The sequence below is a fragment of the Arthrobacter sp. H5 genome, from assembly GCF_000520595.1.
Taxonomy (GTDB): Bacteria; Actinomycetota; Actinomycetes; order Actinomycetales; family Micrococcaceae; genus Arthrobacter_D.
In genome coordinates this window covers 6102-24609 of record NZ_KI915028.1, presented here as the reverse complement: position 1 = coordinate 24609, position 18508 = coordinate 6102, and the positions used below count along the sequence as shown (strand labels likewise).

The following is an 18508-nucleotide window of genomic DNA, read 5'->3' as shown; positions in this document are numbered from 1 at the left end:
ATCTCCGGCCGCTGCGAACGATGCACCATCACCGCCGCGTTCCACCGCATCCACGCCCGATACGTCCGCTCAATCTCCTCATCGCCCGGGAACTCCGGCTCCTGATCCACCGGAATCGTATTCACATAATCAGTGGTCGTCACCATCGGCACACCCACCGACTGAGCACCCGCACGCTGCAACAACGACCGCATAATAAACTGCGCCCGCTCCGTCCCCCGCTCCCGAATCAACCCATCCAACGACTCAACCCACTCAGCCGTCTCCCCAGGATCAACATCAGGCGCCCGGCCATTCAATCCGTCAGTCAAACTACTTAGAATGCTTTGATCAGCAGTCATGCGAACCTACTTCCGCCCGACGGCTGTAAGCCACGGGCCCTCAAGTTTCCGTATCGTCATTGATTTCGCGATGTGGAAGAATTATTCCATTAGAGTACGTACAGTGAACTGGTTCGCCTCCGAATATGTCAATTGCAGCGAGGAGCATATACATGGGCACGCAGGGTAACCGAACCGCCGTCATCACCGGCGCCGGCTCCGGCATTGGACAAGCGGTGGCGCGCGGCTTCCTGAACGCAGGTTACGCCGTCGTACTTGCCGGACGCCGTCGCGAGGCGCTCGAAGAGACAGCGCGGGGGCACGCGCTTGCGCACGTAGTGCCCACGGATGTGACTAGGCACGACGACGTCGAACGCCTCTTCGAGCGTGTCCGCACCGAACTTGGGGTGCTCAATATCCTCTTCAACAACGCCGGCATGTTTGGTCCACCCGGCGGAGTGGACGAGATTTCGCCGGAGGCGTGGTCCGAGACGGTCGCAGTCAATCTGACCGGATCCTTCCTCTGTGCCGCTGCCGCGTTCCGGCTGATGAAGTCGCAACACCCCCAGGGCGGGCGCATCATCAACAACGGCTCCATCGCCGCCCATTCGCCGCGTCCGCGCTCAGCTGCCTACACCACCACCAAGCACGCGATCACCGGTCTCACTAAGTCGATCGAACTGGACGGCAGGGCATACGGGATCACCTGCGGTCAGATCGATATTGGGAATGCGCACACGGAGCTGATGAGCACGCTCGGTGTTGGCGACGGCGCTCTCCAGGCAGATGGTTCACGCCGGCCCGAGCCCACCTTTCCCGTGGATGAAGCTGCGCGTGCGGTGCTGTACATGGCGCAACTGCCGCCGTCGGCATCGATCGGATCTCTGCTGATTACTGCGAGTGGCATGCCGTTCATTGGTCGGGGATAACAGTCCTTACGTTTACATAACGCGTGGCTGCTTAACCCTTTCCGCACGGCTGAGCGATGCTAGCTTTTGATTATGAGAACTGGCCGCAAGCGGATTTTGATCATTGTCGGCGCGGCCATCGGCGTCCTGGTACTGGTGGTGGGATTGACTGTATTCAAGCCATGGCTGCTTTTCGTCGACATTCGCGTGGACGACGCTCTTCCCGCAGTCGCCGCATCACCGGAGGTAATGACGCCCACGCCGTCCGCGTCCGCATCTGGGTCCGCCTCGGCCTCCATCTCTGCGGAGCCACCCGCCGGGGCTGCGTCCACCGTTCCCCCCGCCGTTGAAGAACCGGTGGACCCCGCATCTACGGGCCCGATCCAACTTGCTGAAGGATCGCTCATCAGTCATGAGCACGCAACCACCGGCACGGTGCGGATCATCGAGCAGGAAGACGGCACACGGGTGCTCACGCTGGAAAACCTGGACACCACCAACGGTCCGGACGTTCGCGTGTGGCTTAGCGCAGCAGACGTAGTTGAAGGCACAGCCGGCTGGTATACGGCGGGCTCAGCTGAATTCGTGGACCTTGGACTGATCAAGGGCAATCAAGGCAACCAGGTATACGAGATTCCTGACGATGTTGACCTGTCCAAGTTTGTGGCCGTGGACCTGTGGTGCGTGCAGTTTGGCGTGTCCTTCGGGGCGGCACAACTCAGCTCCTAAACAGGAAACGCCCTCGCAAAACCGGGATCAGCTGTACCAGAACCAGTGCGGCGGGCTCCACATGGGCGGCACTTGATGGCCATTGAAGCTTCCGCAAACGGAGCAGGAATAGCTCACGCTGGCCGGGATGAGATCACGACCTCCTGCTGAAACGCGGGCGGGAACAAAGTCTTCGTAGATCAAAAAATCATCCGTGGCGCAGTCCGGGCACCAGGGAAGCGCGCTGTCACGCTCGGTGAGCTGACTTGGCGACGGAAGCGTCGCGCTCAAATGGTCAGGGTTAATTGTCGTCATAATTTTCCACCGTTCCAACCGCAAGATGAGTATGGCGAAGATTCAAACCAAGCAAGTAACCTTTGGCAACAACTAAGTAGTCTTAGTTAAGGTTCCATAACGATACGCTCATCAGACTGAATCCGAAAGGCTTTATCTGCGAATTGGCCTGTCGGAGGAAGCGGCTCTGGGCAGAATGGTGTAATGACGCTTCGCAGCCCAAGGATCACTGCCGCCCTGCCCAACCAGGACGCGCTGCGGCTGACCAATGCACTGACAGACAACGACGACGTCACGGTCTTTGTGGACGGAACTGCGGTGACGCTACCTGCGATGGCGCGCGACGCCGTCGTCGACCTCCTGCGGCGGATGGCAGCAGGGGAAACGGTCATGGTGAATTCCGTCGCCGAAACCCTCACTACGTCGCAGGCGGCGAAGGCTGCGGGAATTTCGGACACCTACCTCCGGAACCTCACCGACGCGGGCGTGATACCGGTCGAGTACCGAGGAAGCCACCGGCGGATCCGGCGCGAACATATCGATGCCTGGGTCAAAGCGCAGCGCGGCTCAGATACGGGGGCGCCGTGACCATCTGCGGGCCTTGAGCGCCAGATGCAGCTCCAATCGGACCTGCCCACTGAGCGGATCAGCCCCAATGATCGACCGGATACGCGCCAGCCGGTTGTAGACGCTGCTCCGGTGAAGGTGCAGTTGGGCGGCAACGTCCTGGACTGATCCGTTCTTGTCATACAGCAGCTCCAGCACTGGAAGAAGTTCGGTGTTGCGGTCCTGCTCCGCGAGCTCAGTAAAGCACACGGACCGGGCGGCCGTCAGCTTCCAACCGCCCTCGGCAAGGAACTGGTACGCGCCTATTCCCCGGTAGTCAACAACGTCGCCCAGTTGCGCATCGACCGCTGATGCCTGCGCTGCCCGCAACGCCTGCGCGTACGCCCGTCCGAGGCCGTCCAAATGCGGGAACGGTTCGCCCATGCCCAGGATGAGCCGGGTGGCCTCCAGGCCCGTGCGCTTGCTGAGCTGGTCTCCGTAGCGGGCCAGCATCCCGCCGTGCCCCGGCGCTCCGGCCGCGTTTGTGAGCAGGAGGACGGCATGCGCCGGCGCGCCGGCACTGAAGAGAACCTGGCCCGCACCCACGGTTGCCTGCAGCGCAGCGGTTCGTCGCGCAAGTGTTCCCGCCTGCGGATCATTGGCTGAGTCGTGCGTGGGACCCTGATCCAGTATCACGGCAAGCTGCCAAGGATTGGTGTTGTGCAGTTCGCGCCATTCGGCCACCTCCCCAACGGCCGCGGCTTCCCCGCCGCATGCCGCAAGGAAGGTACTCTCGCGGCGCCGTCGGTGCTCCGACTCCGCCGTGTTGCCCTCCAGCAGCAATGCAGCAAGACGGTCGATTTCACCGCGAACCAGGGGTAGTTGATCCAGAATTCCATCAGCTGTACTCTCCACGGAATCCTGCTGCACCCACAGATAGCCCACTCGGAATCCCCGCACCAACAGCGGGACGCACACCCGTCCGAGCATGCCCAGTTGCTGGTTGGACGGAACAATAACCGGTCGCACAGCGGTGGCGATGCCATGCTGGAGCTGCCAAGCGCTGACGTCCTCGGGGACCTTCTTGCTCAGCAGGAAGTTCACACGCACTTTGTCGGCTGCGGATTGGTGGCTGCTATACGCCAACAGCACGCCGTCCAGATCCTCCAGCGACAGTCCGCGCTGCAGGGTCGTGGCTATCCGCTCGACCTCGAGCTCCACCTCCGCCGTCTGCACCCTCATATGCTACGTGACCCGCGGACTACACTTGCCGCACAAAACCTCGACAACTGTCGATAGCGCGATCGGCCCCGAGAATGATAGTGACCGCGCTCACACTGTGCCCTATTTCCGCGCCGCGGCGCAGGACAGGAACGACGACGACGCCCACCCACCGCCGTCGTCGTCCGCGGTTTCGCTCAGAGTGCCTCCGCAAAGCCCTGTCCGCACCACCGTGAGCGTACGTATTCTGGAAGCAGCAGGCCACCAGCCTCAGCAGGCAACAGTTTCGAGAGCAACGGAGAATCCCGTGATTATCGGCGTTCCAAAAGAAGTCAAGAACAACGAATTTCGCGTAGCCATCACCGCATCCGGTGTGCACGAATTTCGCACACAGGGCCACACGGTGCTGGTTGAGAAGAGCGCCGGCGTTGGCTCCAATATCTCAGACTCCGAGTATGTGGCCGCGGGCGCCGAACTCCTGGAGTCTGCTGACGACGTGTGGGCGCGCGCGGACATGGTGATGAAGGTCAAGGAACCCATTGCCGAGGAGTATCACCGTTTCCGCCATGGGCTCATCCTCTTCACTTACCTGCACCTTGCCGCCGAGCCGAAGCTCACCCACGCCCTGATGGAATCAGGGGTTACGGCCATCGCCTACGAGACCGTACAGGAAGGCCGCGCCCTTCCGCTCCTGGCCCCTATGTCCGAGGTTGCCGGCAGGCTGGCCGTGCAGGTCGGCGCGCAGGTCATGACCGCACCCTCCGGCGGACCGGGCCTGCTGCTCGGAGGTGTTCCCGGTGTACGGCCAGCCAAAGTCGTGGTGCTGGGGGCCGGCGTCGCCGGTACCAATGCCACTGCCATGGCGGTGGGCACGGGAGCCGAGGTAACCATCCTCGACATCAATATTGCCCGGCTCCGTGAAATCGACGCGCTCTACGCCGGGCGCGTCAAAACCATTGCGTCCAATGCGTTTGAGATTGAGCGCGCAGTGCTGGACGCCGACCTGGTGATCGGCTCGGTCCTCATTCCCGGAGCCAAGGCACCGAAACTTGTGACCAACGAGATGGTCTCGCGGATGAAGCCGGGCAGTGTGCTGGTTGATATCGCCGTGGACCAAGGTGGCTGCTTTGAAGATTCCCACGTGACCACCCACCAGGACCCAACCTTCGCTGTGCACAACTCGCTGTTCTACTGCGTGGGCAACATGCCCGGGGCAGTTCCAAACACATCAACCTACGCGCTGACCAACGTCACGCTCAGGTATGCAGTGGCACTCGCCAACCTCGGCGTCAAGGGCGCATTTGAAGCCGTGCCAGCGCTCGCCCACGGCCTCAACATCGCCGACGGAAAAGTGGCACACCGGTCGGTGTCGGATGCCCACAACCTCGAGCTCGCAGAGGACTGGCGCCAGCTGGTCTAGTACCGGTGAGCCGCTTCAATGATGCGGAGGGCGGCCAAACTGTCCTCCGGGTCCACCGGGACCGGAGCGCCGTCCAGGACCGCCGATGCCATCCGGCTCCAGAACTCCGGGTACGCGCCGGTTTCGGTGCGTACCCGTTCTGCGTTTCCGTCAAATCCAAGGAGGCCCCAGGCAAGCGGGTCCTCGACGCCGTAATGCGGGTCGGTTGGGAGCATTCCGGCATCGAGGCTTGGTTCCTGCACCTCCACCCCCCATTTGGTGTAGGCGGATGTGGAACCAGTCACCCGAAACCTGGGCGCTGCCTGCGGGGCCAGGGTGTTCATCCACAAATGGCTGATGACTCCGGAAGTGTGCTGCAGCGCAAGGAATGTGTTGTCGTCAGGCCCTTCTTCCGCACGGTGAGCGGCGATCTCGGCGTGCATCAGTTCCGCCGGCCCAAACAGCTGAAGCGCCTGATCGATCAAGTGGGGCCCCAGGTCGTAGAGGATGCCTCCACCCTCGGCAGCGCCCGCACTGGCCTTCCAGGGTGCCCGCACCGCCGGCTTGTACGATTCGAGGCGCGACTCAAAACGCCGCACAGTGCCAAGCGCCCCCTCCGCCAGCAGCTTTCTGACGGTAAGATAATCGCCGTTCCACCTGCTGTTTTGGTACACCGACAGCGGCAGCCCCTTGCGTGCGGCGAGCGTCACCAGCCGCTCCCCCTGGGCCGTGTCCACGACAAACGGCTTATCAACGACGACGGCGGCCCCGGCCTCCAGCGCTGCCTCCGCCAGTTCTGCATGGCTGGCGGGCGGCGTGGTGATAACGATCAGATCGAGCTCGTTGGCCATCGCAAGCGCATCGTTCACAGTTGGCACCACACGGGTATTCGGGTAGCGCTTTTCCACCTCAGCCCTGCGTTCCGGATTGGAGGTGACCACCACATCCAACGAGTACCGTGCATTCGCCTGGACAAACGGGGCATGAAAAACGCGTCCGCCGAGTCCAAACCCTATGACTGCCGTCCTGATCCTGTCCATCTTTCCAGAATACGGATCAGGCGCGGTTGAAGTGAGCCACCGGCGCAGTCCCATTGAGCGCACCTACAATCTCGTTTGCAAGCACCCGCAGCTTCACGTTCCGCCCATTGGACGCTTTTCGCAGGACGTCAAATGCTTCAGCCTGAGTGCAGCGGTTCTGAGCCATGATGATTCCGATGGCAAGGTCGATCTCCGTGCGCGACTGAAGAACGGAATTAAGATCTTCAACCATTGTGGCGTAGCCGGCGGTTCGGACGGATAACTTCAGCGCCTGGGACGCTTGCGCCGCGTACCCGCGCGCAATGTCCTTGAGCTGCACGGTCATGGTCGCGGGATCCCGGACGTACAGGTTCAATGCCGCGCGGGCTGTGCCTTCGAGCCTCAACGGGAGGCAGAACATTGCACCAACATTGTTTCCGGCAATGTGTTTCATGAAGTCCGGCCACCGGTTCTCGGACGCAACGTCGGGTATCTGCACTTCAGTGTGCTGGCGGAGAGCGTGAAGGCACGGTCCGTCGTCGAACTGGTACTGGACCTCGTCCATGCGCTTGGCTTCCGGGCTGCTGCTTCCCACCGTGAGTTGGTCTCCCGCGCCTCGTTGAAGCGTGATCCCGCAGTGCGCCGGAGCCTCGTTGCTCAGCGTGACGGACGTGAAGACCGCCAACTCCTGGAGGAATTCCCAGACGCCGGGATGTTCAACCAGGAGGTCCTGCAGGTCTGCTGCAGCCGAACGCCCACCGACCCTTCCGGGAACCTCCTGCATGGCGTTACGACCCTTCACATCCGATTGAACCGGCGATGCTTAACGCCACTGCGACGAGTGTAGTCGGGCTGCAGACTTCCTGCCCCGCGAACTGCGTACTATCATCAGGGAACGGTCAAGAAGCGGCCACCGCATCCTCACACCCTCAGGACAACATGGCACCCGCTCCGGAACCCGGCACCCTTCCGCTGACCACCGCTCTTGAGTCCCCCGCACAGGTGGACCATCAATCAACACGGCTCATGCTTGCCACCGCGGCCTTCTTCCTGGAGAGGCATCTGGAGGAAGGAATTGCGGATCTCGGGATCACCCCAATCGGCGCCTTTTTTCTGGGCCTCCTTGCTGACGGACCTCAGGCTGAAATTCACGACCTCGCACAACAGGGCCTGATATCCAACGATGTGACTACGCGGGAAACCGACCGCCTGGTCAGCTTGGGCTGCGCCGAACCGCATAGTTCCGGTGGCCTGGTCATCACAAATCATGGCCGGACAGTCCTCACCAAAGCGCGTCAAGTGGAGGATGAACTGCTGAGGTCGGTTGGCCACTCCCCCGGCCTTCGTCACGTGCTGCAGACATTAATCGATCAGTTGCGCCAGTAGTTCAGGGCTCCGGTCCCACCACGCTCCCCACCAGTGATTCCCATCCGAGGACCAGCCGTTCCAAACTCATTTCCCGTTCGTGCCTGAGGTGAAGCAGCAGGCCCGCATTGAGGCAGCAAGCCAGCTGGTATCCTATCATCTCCACGTCGCCGACCGCCCCCGCTTCCTTCAGAAGATGGGTCAACTGCTGGCGTACCAGCTTCTGGGTCGGATGGGAGTAGTAAGCGTCACCGGGCGCGGCCACTGCCCGGAGCAGTGGTCCGTCAACGTCAAGCCGTGCGATGACCGCCCCGCCAAAAGCCCTGAGGCGCTCAGCGGCTGGAGCGCCCGGCCCCAGCGGTGGTGGCCCAAACATGAAGGCCGTCTGAAATTCGCGCTCCTGATGATCCAACAGAGCATGCATCAGTCCTGAACGGCTGCCAAACCTGCGAAAGACCGTGCCCTTGCCAACCCCAGCGGTCTTGGCGAGCTCATCCATGGTCAGGTTTTCGACTCCCCGCTTCGCCACGAGTTCCGCAGCAGCGTCCAAAACCCGGCTGCGGTTCCGCGCCGCATCCACACGCTCGCTGTCCCGGCCGGGCATCAGTGTCATGCAGATCACTATATCTCCCGGAATACGAAGCGGACCACGGTCCGTTTAACAGTCAATGGCCTCGCGCCAACCATCGGGCCCCGTCCCTAAGCAGGAGAAATCATGTCATCCTTCAAAATCCTCACCCTGGTCGGCAGCCTTCGCCAAGGCTCCATCAACCTTAAGCTTGCGGAAACCGCCGGGCTCAACCTTCCCGACGGCGTGGAACTCATCCGGTTCGAGCAACTTGCAGACATCCCCTTCTATAACGAGGACACCGACACTATCGGCTCGCTGCCGCCCGCAGCGGCGGCACTCCGGCAGGCCGCAGAGAGGGCAGATGCGGTGCTGGTCATCTCACCCGAGTACAACGGCACCATTCCCGCAGTCCTTAAGAATGCCATCGACTGGCTGTCCCGCCCGTTTGGCGCCGGGGCTATCAGCGGCAAGCCGGCTGCAGTCATTGGTTCTGCATTTGGACAGTACGGCGGAGTCTGGGCACATGATGACGCACGCCGGTCACTCGGTGTGGCAGGTGCCCGTGTACTCGACGATGTGAAGCTGTCAATCGCCGGATCCCTGGTGCGCTTCGCTGAACTCCACCCCAAAGACGACCAGGAAGTGGTCGACCAGCTCCTCACGGTTGTGCGCTCGCTCGCCGGAGCCGTACAGCCCTCTCAGGTGTAGTTTTCGGGTCGCCATTGGGCTATCGAAGGGCAACCAAAGGTGATCGTCCCGGCACCAACAACGACAACCGCCAGCAGCGCCACACTCGCGCCTTCCGTGTCGGACAGCGAGACGGGAGCCGACGGTGAAGGTGATCACCGCGAGGCTACTGGCGGACAAGGAGCAGTGTTTCGGTCAGTCCGCGCTCTGCAACGCGCTGTATCGATCGAATCTGGCGTTCGAGTCGGGTCGCGTTGAAGGCGAAACTGTGGCGGTAAATCTTTCAAGCGAATTGATTCTTGGCGGTCCCTGCGATGCTCCACGGGTGAAGGCGCAACTGGAGCAGACGGCCATGACCGCAACGGGCGTGCGTAGCGCAAGCGTGTCTTTTGATGGGGTTCCACTGGATGAGCTTCTGAGCGGAATGTGACCGGACGGCGACGGGGCGCCTCGCCGGCGTGCTAGTGCCAGAGATTGTCTGCCCAGGCAGCATCCCGCAGATAATCCCGTGCCGCGCCGACCTCCCATAACTCACCGCGGGAAGCGATAACACCCATTCCCCGCATGTCCTCAAGAGTATCCGGGGAGCATCCCAGGGCTTCGCTCAGATCTCGGACATCTGCGGCCAGGATAACGTCATTATGTGCTGCCATGGTGAGCGTGTCCTTTCTTGTCGCGCTGCTTCGCGGGGGTGTGCGGAGCGGCTAGTTCTGTTGGAACGCCGCCTTCTCCCGGTCCACGCTCCAGGAGCGGGCGTACAACCCCAGGGCTGCCTCTTCCCGTGGCGTGAATCCAAGACGGTTGAGCATCATGTGGGCCTGGTAAACCGTCAGGTGCTGTGCGCTGCGGCTGACTCTTACCCGGTCGGCACGGTAGAGGTAGGTATCGATCGCCCTAAACCAGCGCCGGCGCCAGTTGTGCACGGCCGACTCCGCTGCGGTTGCAGACATCAGGCTGTGAAACGCTGGGATTTTGGCGCTTACCTGTGCGGTCATGGCGTCCCGAACGCCGGCCGAACGTGGACCGAGATCAGCGGTACAGGTCTTCAGGTGGGTGTCCCAGTAAAACTCCCACGAAATCCGGCGCCGGTCGGCCCAGCCAGCCGATCGTGGCCCCTTCATCATGCTCCTTGCGGAATCGAAAAGGAGAAGGGATGCGAAAGCCGAGCGATTGTGCATTTTGACAAAGCGCTGGTTCGCCCAGGCAGCTAGTTCGGATGAGAGTTCGAAGACCTCTTCCGCCAACTGAAGTCCTTCAATGCCGCCGTACTTCACCAGGTCTGATTCCAACTGCGGGTCTGTCTCCCCGGCACCCCCGAAATAGTGGCGCCCTGAGGCCGGTGCAGAGAAGTGCTGCCGAACGGTGAGCTGAGGCAGAATATCACCGGCCTGCGCCTGAAGCGCGCGGTGAAATGCCTGAAGTCTGTCCAGGACAGCCTGCTGAGCCAGCACATGCATCCTTACATGCGGAAAAGATGGTTCTGCGCATCTAGTGAAGAACCATCTTTCGGCTCCGAGCACTTGAGCCTGCGCCGCCAGCGGGGTAACCAATTCTCCAATGATGCCGTCCGCTACATCGAAGCCACCGGTGAATACTGAGATATGCCACCACTGAGTGCTGTTTGCTGTTCGTGAGGCGGTTCGAACTGCGGTCAGCTGACTCAAGGCATACTCCTCTCGGGCTATGGTTACCGCCGCTGGGGCGAGTTCTTATGGAAGCCATCTGCCCCCGGACAATAAGGGGATCCAGTGACTATTTGGGCCAATCCCAGCTTGCTGCGGCAGACTTGGGCCAATCCCAGCTTGCTGCGGCAGACTTGGGCCAGTCCCAGCTTGCACCGACAATCTTGTTCATGAGATTCCCTTTCGAATGACCTGCACACACTGCTGCTCCGGTCGACATTGAACCGGCCTCTCTAGAATGACGCTCCCGGAACACCGCTGTCCAGCCAGCAAAGTGGCCTGTTCAGGACATGGCCTAATAAGGACAAACCCCCCTGAAATGGCCCTTGTCAAGATCAAATCGAACCTGTGGAAAAGTCCGCGAACTCAGGGAAAGGAGCGGTTCCGTACAACCTTAAAGCAAGCGTCGTCGATCGATGTCATTAACCGGACATGTCATACTTTTTCACCCGTATTTTCGGAGCGTTGCCCGTCACAACAAACTCGTCTCCGCGATCCTTCCGGCGGTCATCTGTAGGCTACCAAGTGGGGATCAGACATCCAGAGAGGAGAGTCCATGCTTGACGGCCTGTGCCTTGAGCTCTACCGCTATGCCGTGGGGCACCCGGGGTGGACAAAATCTGAAGCGTCGGAGGCCCTCGGCTACACACTGCGAGACATCGACGCCGCGATGGACGAACTTGGTGCGCGAAAGCTTCTCAGCCCGCAGACCGCACACCGGGATGCCTTTGTAGCCATTTCGCCCGATGTTGCCCTTGCCGACCTGGTCGATGCCGACGAGCGGACAGTCCAGGACCTGAAATCGCGGATCAGTGCTCGACGCCGTGAACTCTCCAGCCTTGTCCCCGCTTACCTTGAGGCGCGCAAGTCGGTAATTACCAGTTCTGCAGTCGAGACGCTCGAGGATCCCAACCTCATTCATCGGGTGCTCATTGACTATGGTCGCGATGTGTCCGAGAAAGTGCTGATTGCCCAGCCCGGGCAGGGTTCCACGGCAGACGTCCAGGAAGAGAACATCCGCAAGGATCTCGAATTGCTGAGCATGGGCGTAGTCCGCAAAACGCTGTACGACATCAGCACGCGCGACCACGTCCCCACCCGGAAAGCCGTGGCGGCCATCGCTGCGCAGGGTGGTCAGTTCGGGGCTCTCCCACACGTCCCACTCAGGATGCTGATCTTCGACCGGAAGCTCGCGCTGGTAGCCCGGCAACTGAATCATGAGGACAAGGCTGCCTTGGTGGTCCGGGATCCGCATCTCATCCACATCTTCACCCAACTGTTCGAGTTTGCGTGGGAGTTGAGTGAGCCGTTTCTAGTGGACAAACCTGATACTTCCCCTTTGAACAGCACGCAGCGGGCAATCCTTCAAGGACTGGCAGCCGGTTACTCCGACGAAGTGATCGCGAGGCGGTTGGACATCAATGTGCGCACCTGCCGCCGGCACATAGCCTGGATGCTGGAGACCTTGAACGCCGAAAGCCGGTTCCAAGCGGGCATCAAGGCCCACGGTGCTGGATGGATCTAGGAAACATCTGTTGCCCATTAGTGAACCTGCCCCTTAGACTGTGTGGGTGAACTCACAGAACAAACTGGACCCACAGACACTGCCCGCCGAAACCGAAGTAGCGCTCGAACGCGCAGCTGAATCGGCTCACCGCCACGAGGATCTCTTCTCAGTCCGTGCAGCGAACATCAAGCAGTCTGCGGTGCGGGACGTCTTCGACATCTCCATCCGGCCGGGACTCGTCTCCCTTGCAGGTGGTAGCCCATATCTTCGGTCCCTTCCGCTTGAGGCGCTTGGCATGACTGCACAGCAGATCATCGCCGAGCGTGGGCTGGAAGCGCTGCAGTACGGTGGCGGGCAGGGCATGGAGCTCCTCAGGGAGCAGATCTGCGAAGTCATGGCCGCCGAGGGAATCACCGACGCCGACGCTGCCGACATTGTGGTCACCACGGGTTCACAATCCGCACAGGATGTCGCAGCCAAGATCTTCTGCAATCCGGGTGACGTGATCTTGTGCGAGGATCCGACGTACGTGGGCGCGCTGAACACGTTCGAGGCCTATCAGGTGGATGTGCAGGCAGTTCCCATGGACGACGGCGGGCTTATCCCGGAGGAGCTGGAGTTGCGGATCGCCGAGCTGGAGGCGGCCGGCAGAAACATCAAACTCCTGTATACGATTCCAAGCTTTAACAACCCCAGCGGAATCACCATGGAGGCCGCGCGCCGGCAGCGTGTTGTAGACATCTGCAGGGAGCACAACATCCTGGTGCTGGAGGACAACCCGTACGGGTTGCTCCGCTTTGACGGACATCCGCTTGCGCCCATGCGGGCCGATAACCCCGATGACGTCATCTATCTGGGCTCCTTTTCCAAGATTTTTGCGCCCGGAGTCCGCCTTGGATGGGCGTTGGTGCCCAGACACTTGCACCGCCGGTTCTACCTCGCCTGCGAGGCGGTGGTCCTGTGCCCGTCTCCGCTGACCCAAATGCTGGTATCCGCCTACCTGAGTGACTATGACTGGCAGGGTCATCTCCAGTCCACCCGCGCCCTCTACAAGGAACGCTGCGACACCATGCTGGCAGCGCTGGCCGAGTGCCTGCCCAACGGCGTGCACTGGACCAAGCCGGATGGCGGTTTCTTTGTGTGGCTCACCCTCCCGGAGGGCGTTGACACATATCCGCTGCTCTATCAGGCGATCGACGCCGGTGTGGTGTTCATCCCGGGAGCAGCGTTTACGCCGTCGGACAATCCATCCAACAAACTGAGACTCGCCTTCAGCGCCGTCTCGGGCGAAGACATCGTGGAAGGCATCACCCGCCTCGCACCCATCCTCCGCGCCGCCATGGATGAGCTCACGACCTAAGCGCCGCCTCGCTGCCTAATCCAGCAGGAGCGCTGGCTCTTCCAGGATCGCCGCAACGTCCGCCATGAAGCGTGCGCTGAGGTCACCGTCCACAACACGATGATCGAACGACCCGCCCAGCGTCGTGATCCAGCGCGGAATCACTTCGCCGTCGAGCACCCACGGCTTCTGCTTGATGGTGCCGAAGGCGACAATGGCCACCTCGCCCGGGTTGATGATGGGCGTGCCGGTATCGATGCCCAATGCGCCTATATTGGTGACCGTCAGGGTGCCGCCTTGCATCTCCACCGGCTGGGTCTTCCCGGCACGGGCTTTGCCGGCCAGCTCGTTGAGAGCCAGCGCAAGCTCCTTCAGCGAGAGATCCTGCGCATCCTTGATGTTGGGCACCATCAGCCCGCGCGGGGTAGCGGCGGCAATGCCGAGGTTCATGAAGTGCTTGATGTGGATCTCGTCATCGGCCCAGGTGGCGTTAACGGACGGGTTCCGTGCCGCCGCCCAGATGACGGCCTTTGCAAGGATCAGCAGGGGCGAAACCTTAATGCCCTCAAAATCACGGGACACCTTCAGCCGCTTGACGAATTCCATGGTGCGGGAGGCATCGACGTCCACAAAAATACTCACATGCGGAGCCGAGAAGGCACTCTCCACCATCGCCTTGGCCGTGGCCCTGCGGACTCCCTTCACGGGCACCCGTTCGATCCGCTGGTCCTGCGGCTTGCGGGTTTCGCCCCAGAAACTGTCCGCACCGTCCTGCTCGGCATCCCGCTGGGCCTGGTAGCTCAGGAGATCCTGCTTGGTCACTTCCCCTGAGGAGCCGGTTCCCGGCACGTCGGCAAGGTTGATTCCGAGGTCCCTCGCCGCCTTGCGCACCGGCGGCTTGGCCAGAACCCGGTTGATCAGCTGGTTCAGTTGGCTGGTGCGCGGCGGTGCGGCTGCGGCCGCTGGTTGCGCCCGGCCTGGTTCGGGCGGTCCGGCCACGGGACCGTCGGGCACGGCGGCAGGNCGCCGTCGTCGTTGGTTTGGGTGCCGTTACGCTGCCAGCCTTACGTGGTCGCCGCTTGACCGCGTCGGCCTTGGGCCCGGTTCCCACCAGCGGTCCGCTTGATTCAGGGGACGACGACGTCTCCTCCTGAGCGGGCGGAGTCACCAGCTCGCCGGGAATATGGTCGGGCGCCGGAGGTTCCTCCATGCCGTCGGAGACGGAGATGATGGGGGTGCCGACCTCGATGGTCTGGCCTTCCTCAGCAAGCAGCTCGGCCACCACCCCGGCAAAAGGCGACGGCAATTCCACCAGCGACTTTGCCGTCTCAATTTCGACAATGACGTCATTGATCGCGACGGTTGAGCCGGGTTGGACTTTCCACTGGACTATTTCAGCCTCGGTGAGCCCTTCGCCTACATCGGGGAGATTGAAGGTGTTCAGCGTCATGGGGTTCCTTTAGTAGGCAAGTGCCTTGTCCAGCGAGTGGAGGATCCGGTCAATGTCGGGAAGGTAGTGTTCCTCGACGCGGGCCACAGGATAGGGCAGGTGAAAGCCGCCCACCCGCATCACGGGCGCCTCCAGCGAGAGGAAAGCCCGCTCGGAAACCCGCGCGGCGATCTCGCCGCCGATACCGCCAAAGGTGGGTGCTTCATGGGCGATGATCAGCCGGCCGGTCTTTGTCACCGACGTGGTGACGGCGTCGAAATCAATCGGCGAAATGGACCGCAGGTCGATGACTTCGACACTGGTTCCGTCCTCTGCAGCGGCCGCCGCCGCTGCGAGTGCAACGGGGACCAGCGGTCCGTAGGCCACAATGGTGGCGTCGGTTCCCTCGCGCAGAACGTGTGCTTCGAAAGGGCTGCCAGGCGCCGTAGCTGTGTCCACTTCGCCCTTCAGCCAGTAGCGCCGCTTGGGTTCGAACACAATGACCGGGTCTGCGCAATCAATGGCCTGCTGAATCATCCAGTAGGCGTCCTGAGGATTGGACGGCGTGATGATCCGAAGGCCCGCCGTGTGGGCAAACAGCGCCTCCGGGGATTCCGAGTGGTGTTCCACGCTGCCGATCCCGCCGCCGTAGGGGATGCGGATGACAACGGGTGCGGTGAGCTGGCCGTCGCTGCGCGCATGAATCTTGGCCAATTGGGTGGTGATCTGGTTGAATCCGGGAAACACAAACCCGTCGAACTGGATTTCACAGACCGGGCGGTAGCCCCGCAGGGCAAGACCGATCGCGGATCCTATAATTCCCGACTCCGCGAGTGGCGTATCCACCACACGGTCCGCACCGAAGTGGGCCTTCAATCCCTCGGTGACCCGGTAGACACCGCCGAGTTCCCCGATATCTTCGCCCATCAGCAGGGTTTTGGGATTGCTCTCCAACGCCGCACGGAGACCCTCATTGATGGCCTTGGCAATAGTCATGACTGGCATTACTCCGCCTTCCCCTGGTCTGCGAAGCCAGCCTCGTAGTCCTGCCAGGCCTCCAGTTCCTCGCGGATCAGGGGATGCGCTTCGGCGTACGTGGTGGCGAACCGCTGCTCAAATCCCGGTGCCTGCATGGCAAGAACCTCGGCGCGCAGCTCTGTCGCAAGAACCTTGGCCTCCTGCTCCAGTTCCGCGAAGAACAAATCGTCGGTGCCGCTGGACCGAAGCCGCTTTTCCACCCGGACAAGCGGATCCCTGGGCAGCCATTGCTCCTCCTCGGCGGATGCACGGTACTTTGTGGGGTCATCCGCTGTGGTGTGCGCGCTCATTCGGTAGGTAAATGCCTCAATCAGCACGGGACCCGCCCCTGACCGCGCACGCTCGAGGGCCCACGAAGTCACGGCCTGGACCGCAAGCACATCGTTGCCGTCCACACGGATCCCCGGGAAGCCATACCCCTGCGCCCGGTTGGCCAGCGGAACGCGGGACTGTACCTCCGAGGGAACTGAGATTGCCCAATGGTTGTTCTGGCAAAAGAACACCACCGGGGCGTTGAAGGACGCCGCGAACACCATAGCCTCATGGACGTCGCCTTCGGAACTTGCGCCGTCCCCGAAATAGGCTACCGCTGCCGCCTTCGGCAGGCTTGGATCGGCGGCCTGATCGCGCTGCATGCCCATCGCATACCCAACGGCATGGAGCGCCTGCGCAGCCAGAACAAGTGTGTACAGATGGAAGCCATTTTCCCGCGGATCCCAGCCACCATTGGTGATCCCACGGAACAGCTTCAGTAGTTCCGCGGGCCGGACGCCACGCGTAACCGCCACCCCGTGCTCACGGTAGGTCGGAAACGCGTAGTCCTGGGTCTGCATTGCACGCCCGGAACCAATCTGAGCGGCCTCCTGCCCGGTCATGGGCACCCACAGGGCCAGCTCGCCCTGACGCTGGAGGGCCGTGGACTCCTGATCGAACCGCCGGAGGAGATACATGTCGCGATAGAGGTTCCGCAATTGGGACTCGTCCGGCGCAAAGCTGCTGAACGCACGATCCTCCCGCACCTCGCCGTCCGGCGTCAGCAACTGCACCATCCCCAGTGGTCCGTGAGTGTTGCCGGGCTCCTGCAAGGCGTCGATCTGTTCCTCTGCGTCGAACTCTGCTGCGGGCAGGCGCGTTGCTCCCATACCTCATCCTCGCCGTCGTACTTGTTGGTTCACCGTTGCATTCCATGTGATGCATATATCTCTGGGCTCCATACGTGTGCACCCATGCGCCCCTGTCCAGAGTAACGACGGCGCCCGTCGCGTCCTATTTATGAAGCGCTAGGAAACTCCGGGCCGCCTTGTGTAGGTTGCGCAAAGCGCCAGGAAACGGCTGTTGGCTTCAGGCTCCCCGATGCTTACCCGGATCCCCTCGACGCCGAACGCCCGGACTGACAGTGCCTGCTGATCCGCCAAAGCTGCAAATTCGGGGGTGTTCTCACCGAGGGCCAACCAGATGAAGTTCCCCTCCGCCTCTGGAATATCCCACCCGAGACCGCGCAGACCGTCCACCACGCGGGTACGCTCCTCCACGATGCTTTGTACCCTTTCCACAACCTGATCGTTGTGCTTTAACGAGGCGACGGCTGCCTGCTCTGCCACCTGAGATACAGCAAACGGCACCGCGCTGACGCGCAGATGCTGGGTGAGGACCGGTTGGGCCACCGAGTAGCCCACCCGAAGTCCGGCCAGGCCGTGCGCCTTCGAAAACGTGCGCAGGACAACCACGTTTGGATGTTTGCGGTACATGGCCAGCCCGTCGACAGCGTCCGCGTTTCTAACGAACTCGAGATACGCCTCGTCGATAACCACCACGATATGACCCGGCACTTTGGCCAGGAAGTCCTGCACTTCGGCGGAGGTAAGGATGGGCCCGGTGGGGTTGTTCGGGGTGCAGAGGAGGATGACCCTGGTGCGGTCCGTGATTGCCGAGAGCATGGCCTGAAGATCATGGGTGCTGTCCCCCTTCAGCGGCACCTGCACGCCTGCAGCGCCAGCGAGGCCTACGCAGATGGGATAGGCCTCGAAGGACCTCCATGGGTAGATCACCTCGTCAGCGGCGTCGTAGTCATTTTGGCCGGCAAACGTAGCCAACACCTGGTTAAGCGCCCCCAGGCTTCCGGCACCGGTGACAATGTCTTCCGGCGGCACGTCGAGAAATCCGCTCAGCTCCGCACGCAGGGCTGTGGTCATCGGATCCGGGTACCGGTTGATGCTGGTCTGGGCACCAATCGCCTCAAGCACCGCGGGAAGCGGCGGAAGCGGATTCTCGTTGGAAGACAGTTTGAAACTCTCAAGACCTTCAACGACCACGGGCGGCTTCCCCGCGGCATACCGCGGAAGGCGCCCCAGAACACTGCGGGGGTGGATGGTGGGAACGTCCTCCACACCGGCGTTCGCTTGGTTGGCTGGTGTTGTCATGGCCCTAAGCCTATCGGCCGTGGGGCCCGCCGCGAGCGGAGCGAGTGGTGGGAGG

Annotated in this window: 19 protein-coding genes and 2 pseudogenes; 9 read left to right on the top strand and 12 right to left on the bottom strand. The window is 61.8% G+C overall.

Translation table 11 applies throughout. The features are described 5' to 3' along the window. A pseudogene (locus tag Y708_RS0119810) lies at nucleotides 1–341 on the bottom strand (pyruvate dehydrogenase (acetyl-transferring), homodimeric type); the annotation flags it as partial. Nucleotides 342–493: 152 nt separating this feature from the next. Here Y708_RS0119810 and Y708_RS0119805 point away from each other — a divergent pair. Next, nucleotides 494–1249 carry an SDR family oxidoreductase gene (locus Y708_RS0119805; protein ID WP_028281258.1) on the top strand — a complete coding sequence of 252 codons (756 nt, stop codon included), beginning with the start codon at nucleotides 494–496 and terminating at the stop codon, nucleotides 1247–1249. A gap of 72 nt (nucleotides 1250–1321) precedes the next feature. After that, on the top strand, nucleotides 1322–1957 hold the full coding sequence (locus tag Y708_RS0119800) for a DM13 domain-containing protein (protein ID WP_155853963.1): 636 nt from the start codon (nucleotides 1322–1324) through the stop codon (nucleotides 1955–1957). 27 nt (nucleotides 1958–1984) lie between these two features. Here the strand turns inward: Y708_RS0119800 and Y708_RS29445 are convergent, their stop codons facing one another. Beyond that, entirely contained in the window at nucleotides 1985–2251 is a 267-nt protein-coding gene (locus Y708_RS29445) for a hypothetical protein (RefSeq protein WP_155853962.1), read from the bottom strand. 183 nt (nucleotides 2252–2434) lie between these two features. On the opposite strand from Y708_RS29445, the gene Y708_RS0119795 reads away from it, so the two are divergent. Further along, a complete protein-coding gene (locus Y708_RS0119795) occupies nucleotides 2435–2818 on the top strand; it encodes a helix-turn-helix domain-containing protein (protein WP_028281256.1) in 384 nt (127 codons plus the stop codon). On the opposite strand, the gene Y708_RS0119790 is transcribed toward Y708_RS0119795, so the two are convergent. Then, complete coding sequence (locus tag Y708_RS0119790; RefSeq protein WP_155853961.1) at nucleotides 2798–4018, bottom strand: PucR family transcriptional regulator; 1221 nt, start codon at nucleotides 4016–4018, stop codon at nucleotides 2798–2800. The two genes, Y708_RS0119795 and Y708_RS0119790, sit on opposite strands and share 21 nt — an antisense overlap. Nucleotides 4019–4304: 286 nt before the next feature. Here Y708_RS0119790 and ald point away from each other — a divergent pair, with 286 nt between their 5' ends. Next, nucleotides 4305–5417, top strand: coding sequence for an alanine dehydrogenase (gene ald, locus Y708_RS0119785; RefSeq protein ID WP_028281254.1), 1113 nt, complete (start codon nucleotides 4305–4307; stop codon nucleotides 5415–5417). Here the strand turns inward: ald and Y708_RS0119780 are convergent. Then, nucleotides 5414–6436: a Gfo/Idh/MocA family protein gene (locus Y708_RS0119780; RefSeq protein ID WP_028281253.1), complete on the bottom strand. Its 1023-nt coding sequence runs from the start codon at nucleotides 6434–6436 to the stop codon at nucleotides 5414–5416. The two genes, ald and Y708_RS0119780, sit on opposite strands and share 4 nt — an antisense overlap. A 16-nt stretch (nucleotides 6437–6452) precedes the next feature. Beyond that, entirely contained in the window at nucleotides 6453–7199 is a 747-nt protein-coding gene (locus tag Y708_RS0119775) for a GAF and ANTAR domain-containing protein (protein WP_028281252.1), read from the bottom strand. A 155-nt stretch (nucleotides 7200–7354) separates the two neighbouring features. Between Y708_RS0119775 and Y708_RS0119770 the strand changes: the two genes are divergently transcribed. Beyond that, nucleotides 7355–7801, top strand: a complete 447-nt coding sequence (locus tag Y708_RS0119770; RefSeq protein ID WP_028281251.1) for a hypothetical protein — start codon at nucleotides 7355–7357, stop codon at nucleotides 7799–7801. 1 nt (nucleotide 7802) lies between these two features. Here Y708_RS0119770 and Y708_RS0119765 read toward each other — a convergent pair whose 3' ends face one another. Next, nucleotides 7803–8393 carry a TetR/AcrR family transcriptional regulator gene (locus Y708_RS0119765; protein WP_028281250.1) on the bottom strand — a complete coding sequence of 197 codons (591 nt, stop codon included), beginning with the start codon at nucleotides 8391–8393 and terminating at the stop codon, nucleotides 7803–7805. Nucleotides 8394–8495: 102 nt separating this feature from the next. Here Y708_RS0119765 and Y708_RS0119760 point away from each other — a divergent pair, with 102 nt between their 5' ends. Together Y708_RS0119760 and Y708_RS26610 are read left to right on the top strand one after the other, a co-directional pair. Further along, nucleotides 8496–9059 (top strand): NAD(P)H-dependent oxidoreductase, encoded by a 564-nt coding sequence (locus Y708_RS0119760; protein WP_028281249.1) that lies wholly within the window; start codon nucleotides 8496–8498, stop codon nucleotides 9057–9059. A 124-nt stretch (nucleotides 9060–9183) separates the two neighbouring features. Further along, nucleotides 9184–9468 (top strand): GerMN domain-containing protein, encoded by a 285-nt coding sequence (locus Y708_RS26610; protein WP_051479212.1) that lies wholly within the window; start codon nucleotides 9184–9186, stop codon nucleotides 9466–9468. A gap of 31 nt (nucleotides 9469–9499) precedes the next feature. Here the strand turns inward: Y708_RS26610 and Y708_RS0119750 are convergent, their stop codons facing one another. Continuing rightward, nucleotides 9500–9691 (bottom strand): hypothetical protein, encoded by a 192-nt coding sequence (locus tag Y708_RS0119750; RefSeq protein ID WP_028281248.1) that lies wholly within the window; start codon nucleotides 9689–9691, stop codon nucleotides 9500–9502. A 51-nt stretch (nucleotides 9692–9742) separates the two neighbouring features. Continuing rightward, nucleotides 9743–10702, bottom strand: a complete 960-nt coding sequence (locus tag Y708_RS0119745) for a lantibiotic dehydratase C-terminal domain-containing protein (RefSeq protein WP_162150506.1) — start codon at nucleotides 10700–10702, stop codon at nucleotides 9743–9745. 574 nt (nucleotides 10703–11276) lie between these two features. Between Y708_RS0119745 and Y708_RS0119740 the strand changes: the two genes are divergently transcribed. Then, on the top strand, nucleotides 11277–12245 hold the full coding sequence (locus Y708_RS0119740) for a helix-turn-helix transcriptional regulator (protein ID WP_028281246.1): 969 nt from the start codon (nucleotides 11277–11279) through the stop codon (nucleotides 12243–12245). A gap of 46 nt (nucleotides 12246–12291) precedes the next feature. Next, a complete protein-coding gene (locus Y708_RS0119735; protein ID WP_028281245.1) occupies nucleotides 12292–13587 on the top strand; it encodes an aminotransferase-like domain-containing protein in 1296 nt (431 codons plus the stop codon). Between the two features lie 15 nt (nucleotides 13588–13602). Here Y708_RS0119735 and Y708_RS26605 read toward each other — a convergent pair. The 4 genes and pseudogenes from Y708_RS26605 to Y708_RS0119715 form a co-directional block, all read right to left on the bottom strand. Further along, nucleotides 13603–15016, bottom strand: a pseudogene (locus Y708_RS26605) (dihydrolipoamide acetyltransferase family protein). Between the two features lie 9 nt (nucleotides 15017–15025). Next, nucleotides 15026–16000: an alpha-ketoacid dehydrogenase subunit beta gene (locus Y708_RS0119725; RefSeq protein ID WP_028281244.1), complete on the bottom strand. Its 975-nt coding sequence runs from the start codon at nucleotides 15998–16000 to the stop codon at nucleotides 15026–15028. Continuing rightward, nucleotides 16000–17175, bottom strand: a complete 1176-nt coding sequence (gene pdhA, locus Y708_RS0119720) for a pyruvate dehydrogenase (acetyl-transferring) E1 component subunit alpha (RefSeq protein WP_028281243.1) — start codon at nucleotides 17173–17175, stop codon at nucleotides 16000–16002. Before pdhA ends, Y708_RS0119725 begins: the two co-directional genes overlap by 1 nt. Before the next feature lie 138 nt (nucleotides 17176–17313). Then, nucleotides 17314–18453, bottom strand: coding sequence for a histidinol-phosphate transaminase (locus Y708_RS0119715; RefSeq protein ID WP_028281242.1), 1140 nt, complete (start codon nucleotides 18451–18453; stop codon nucleotides 17314–17316). Nucleotides 18454–18508: the final 55 nt, after the last annotated feature.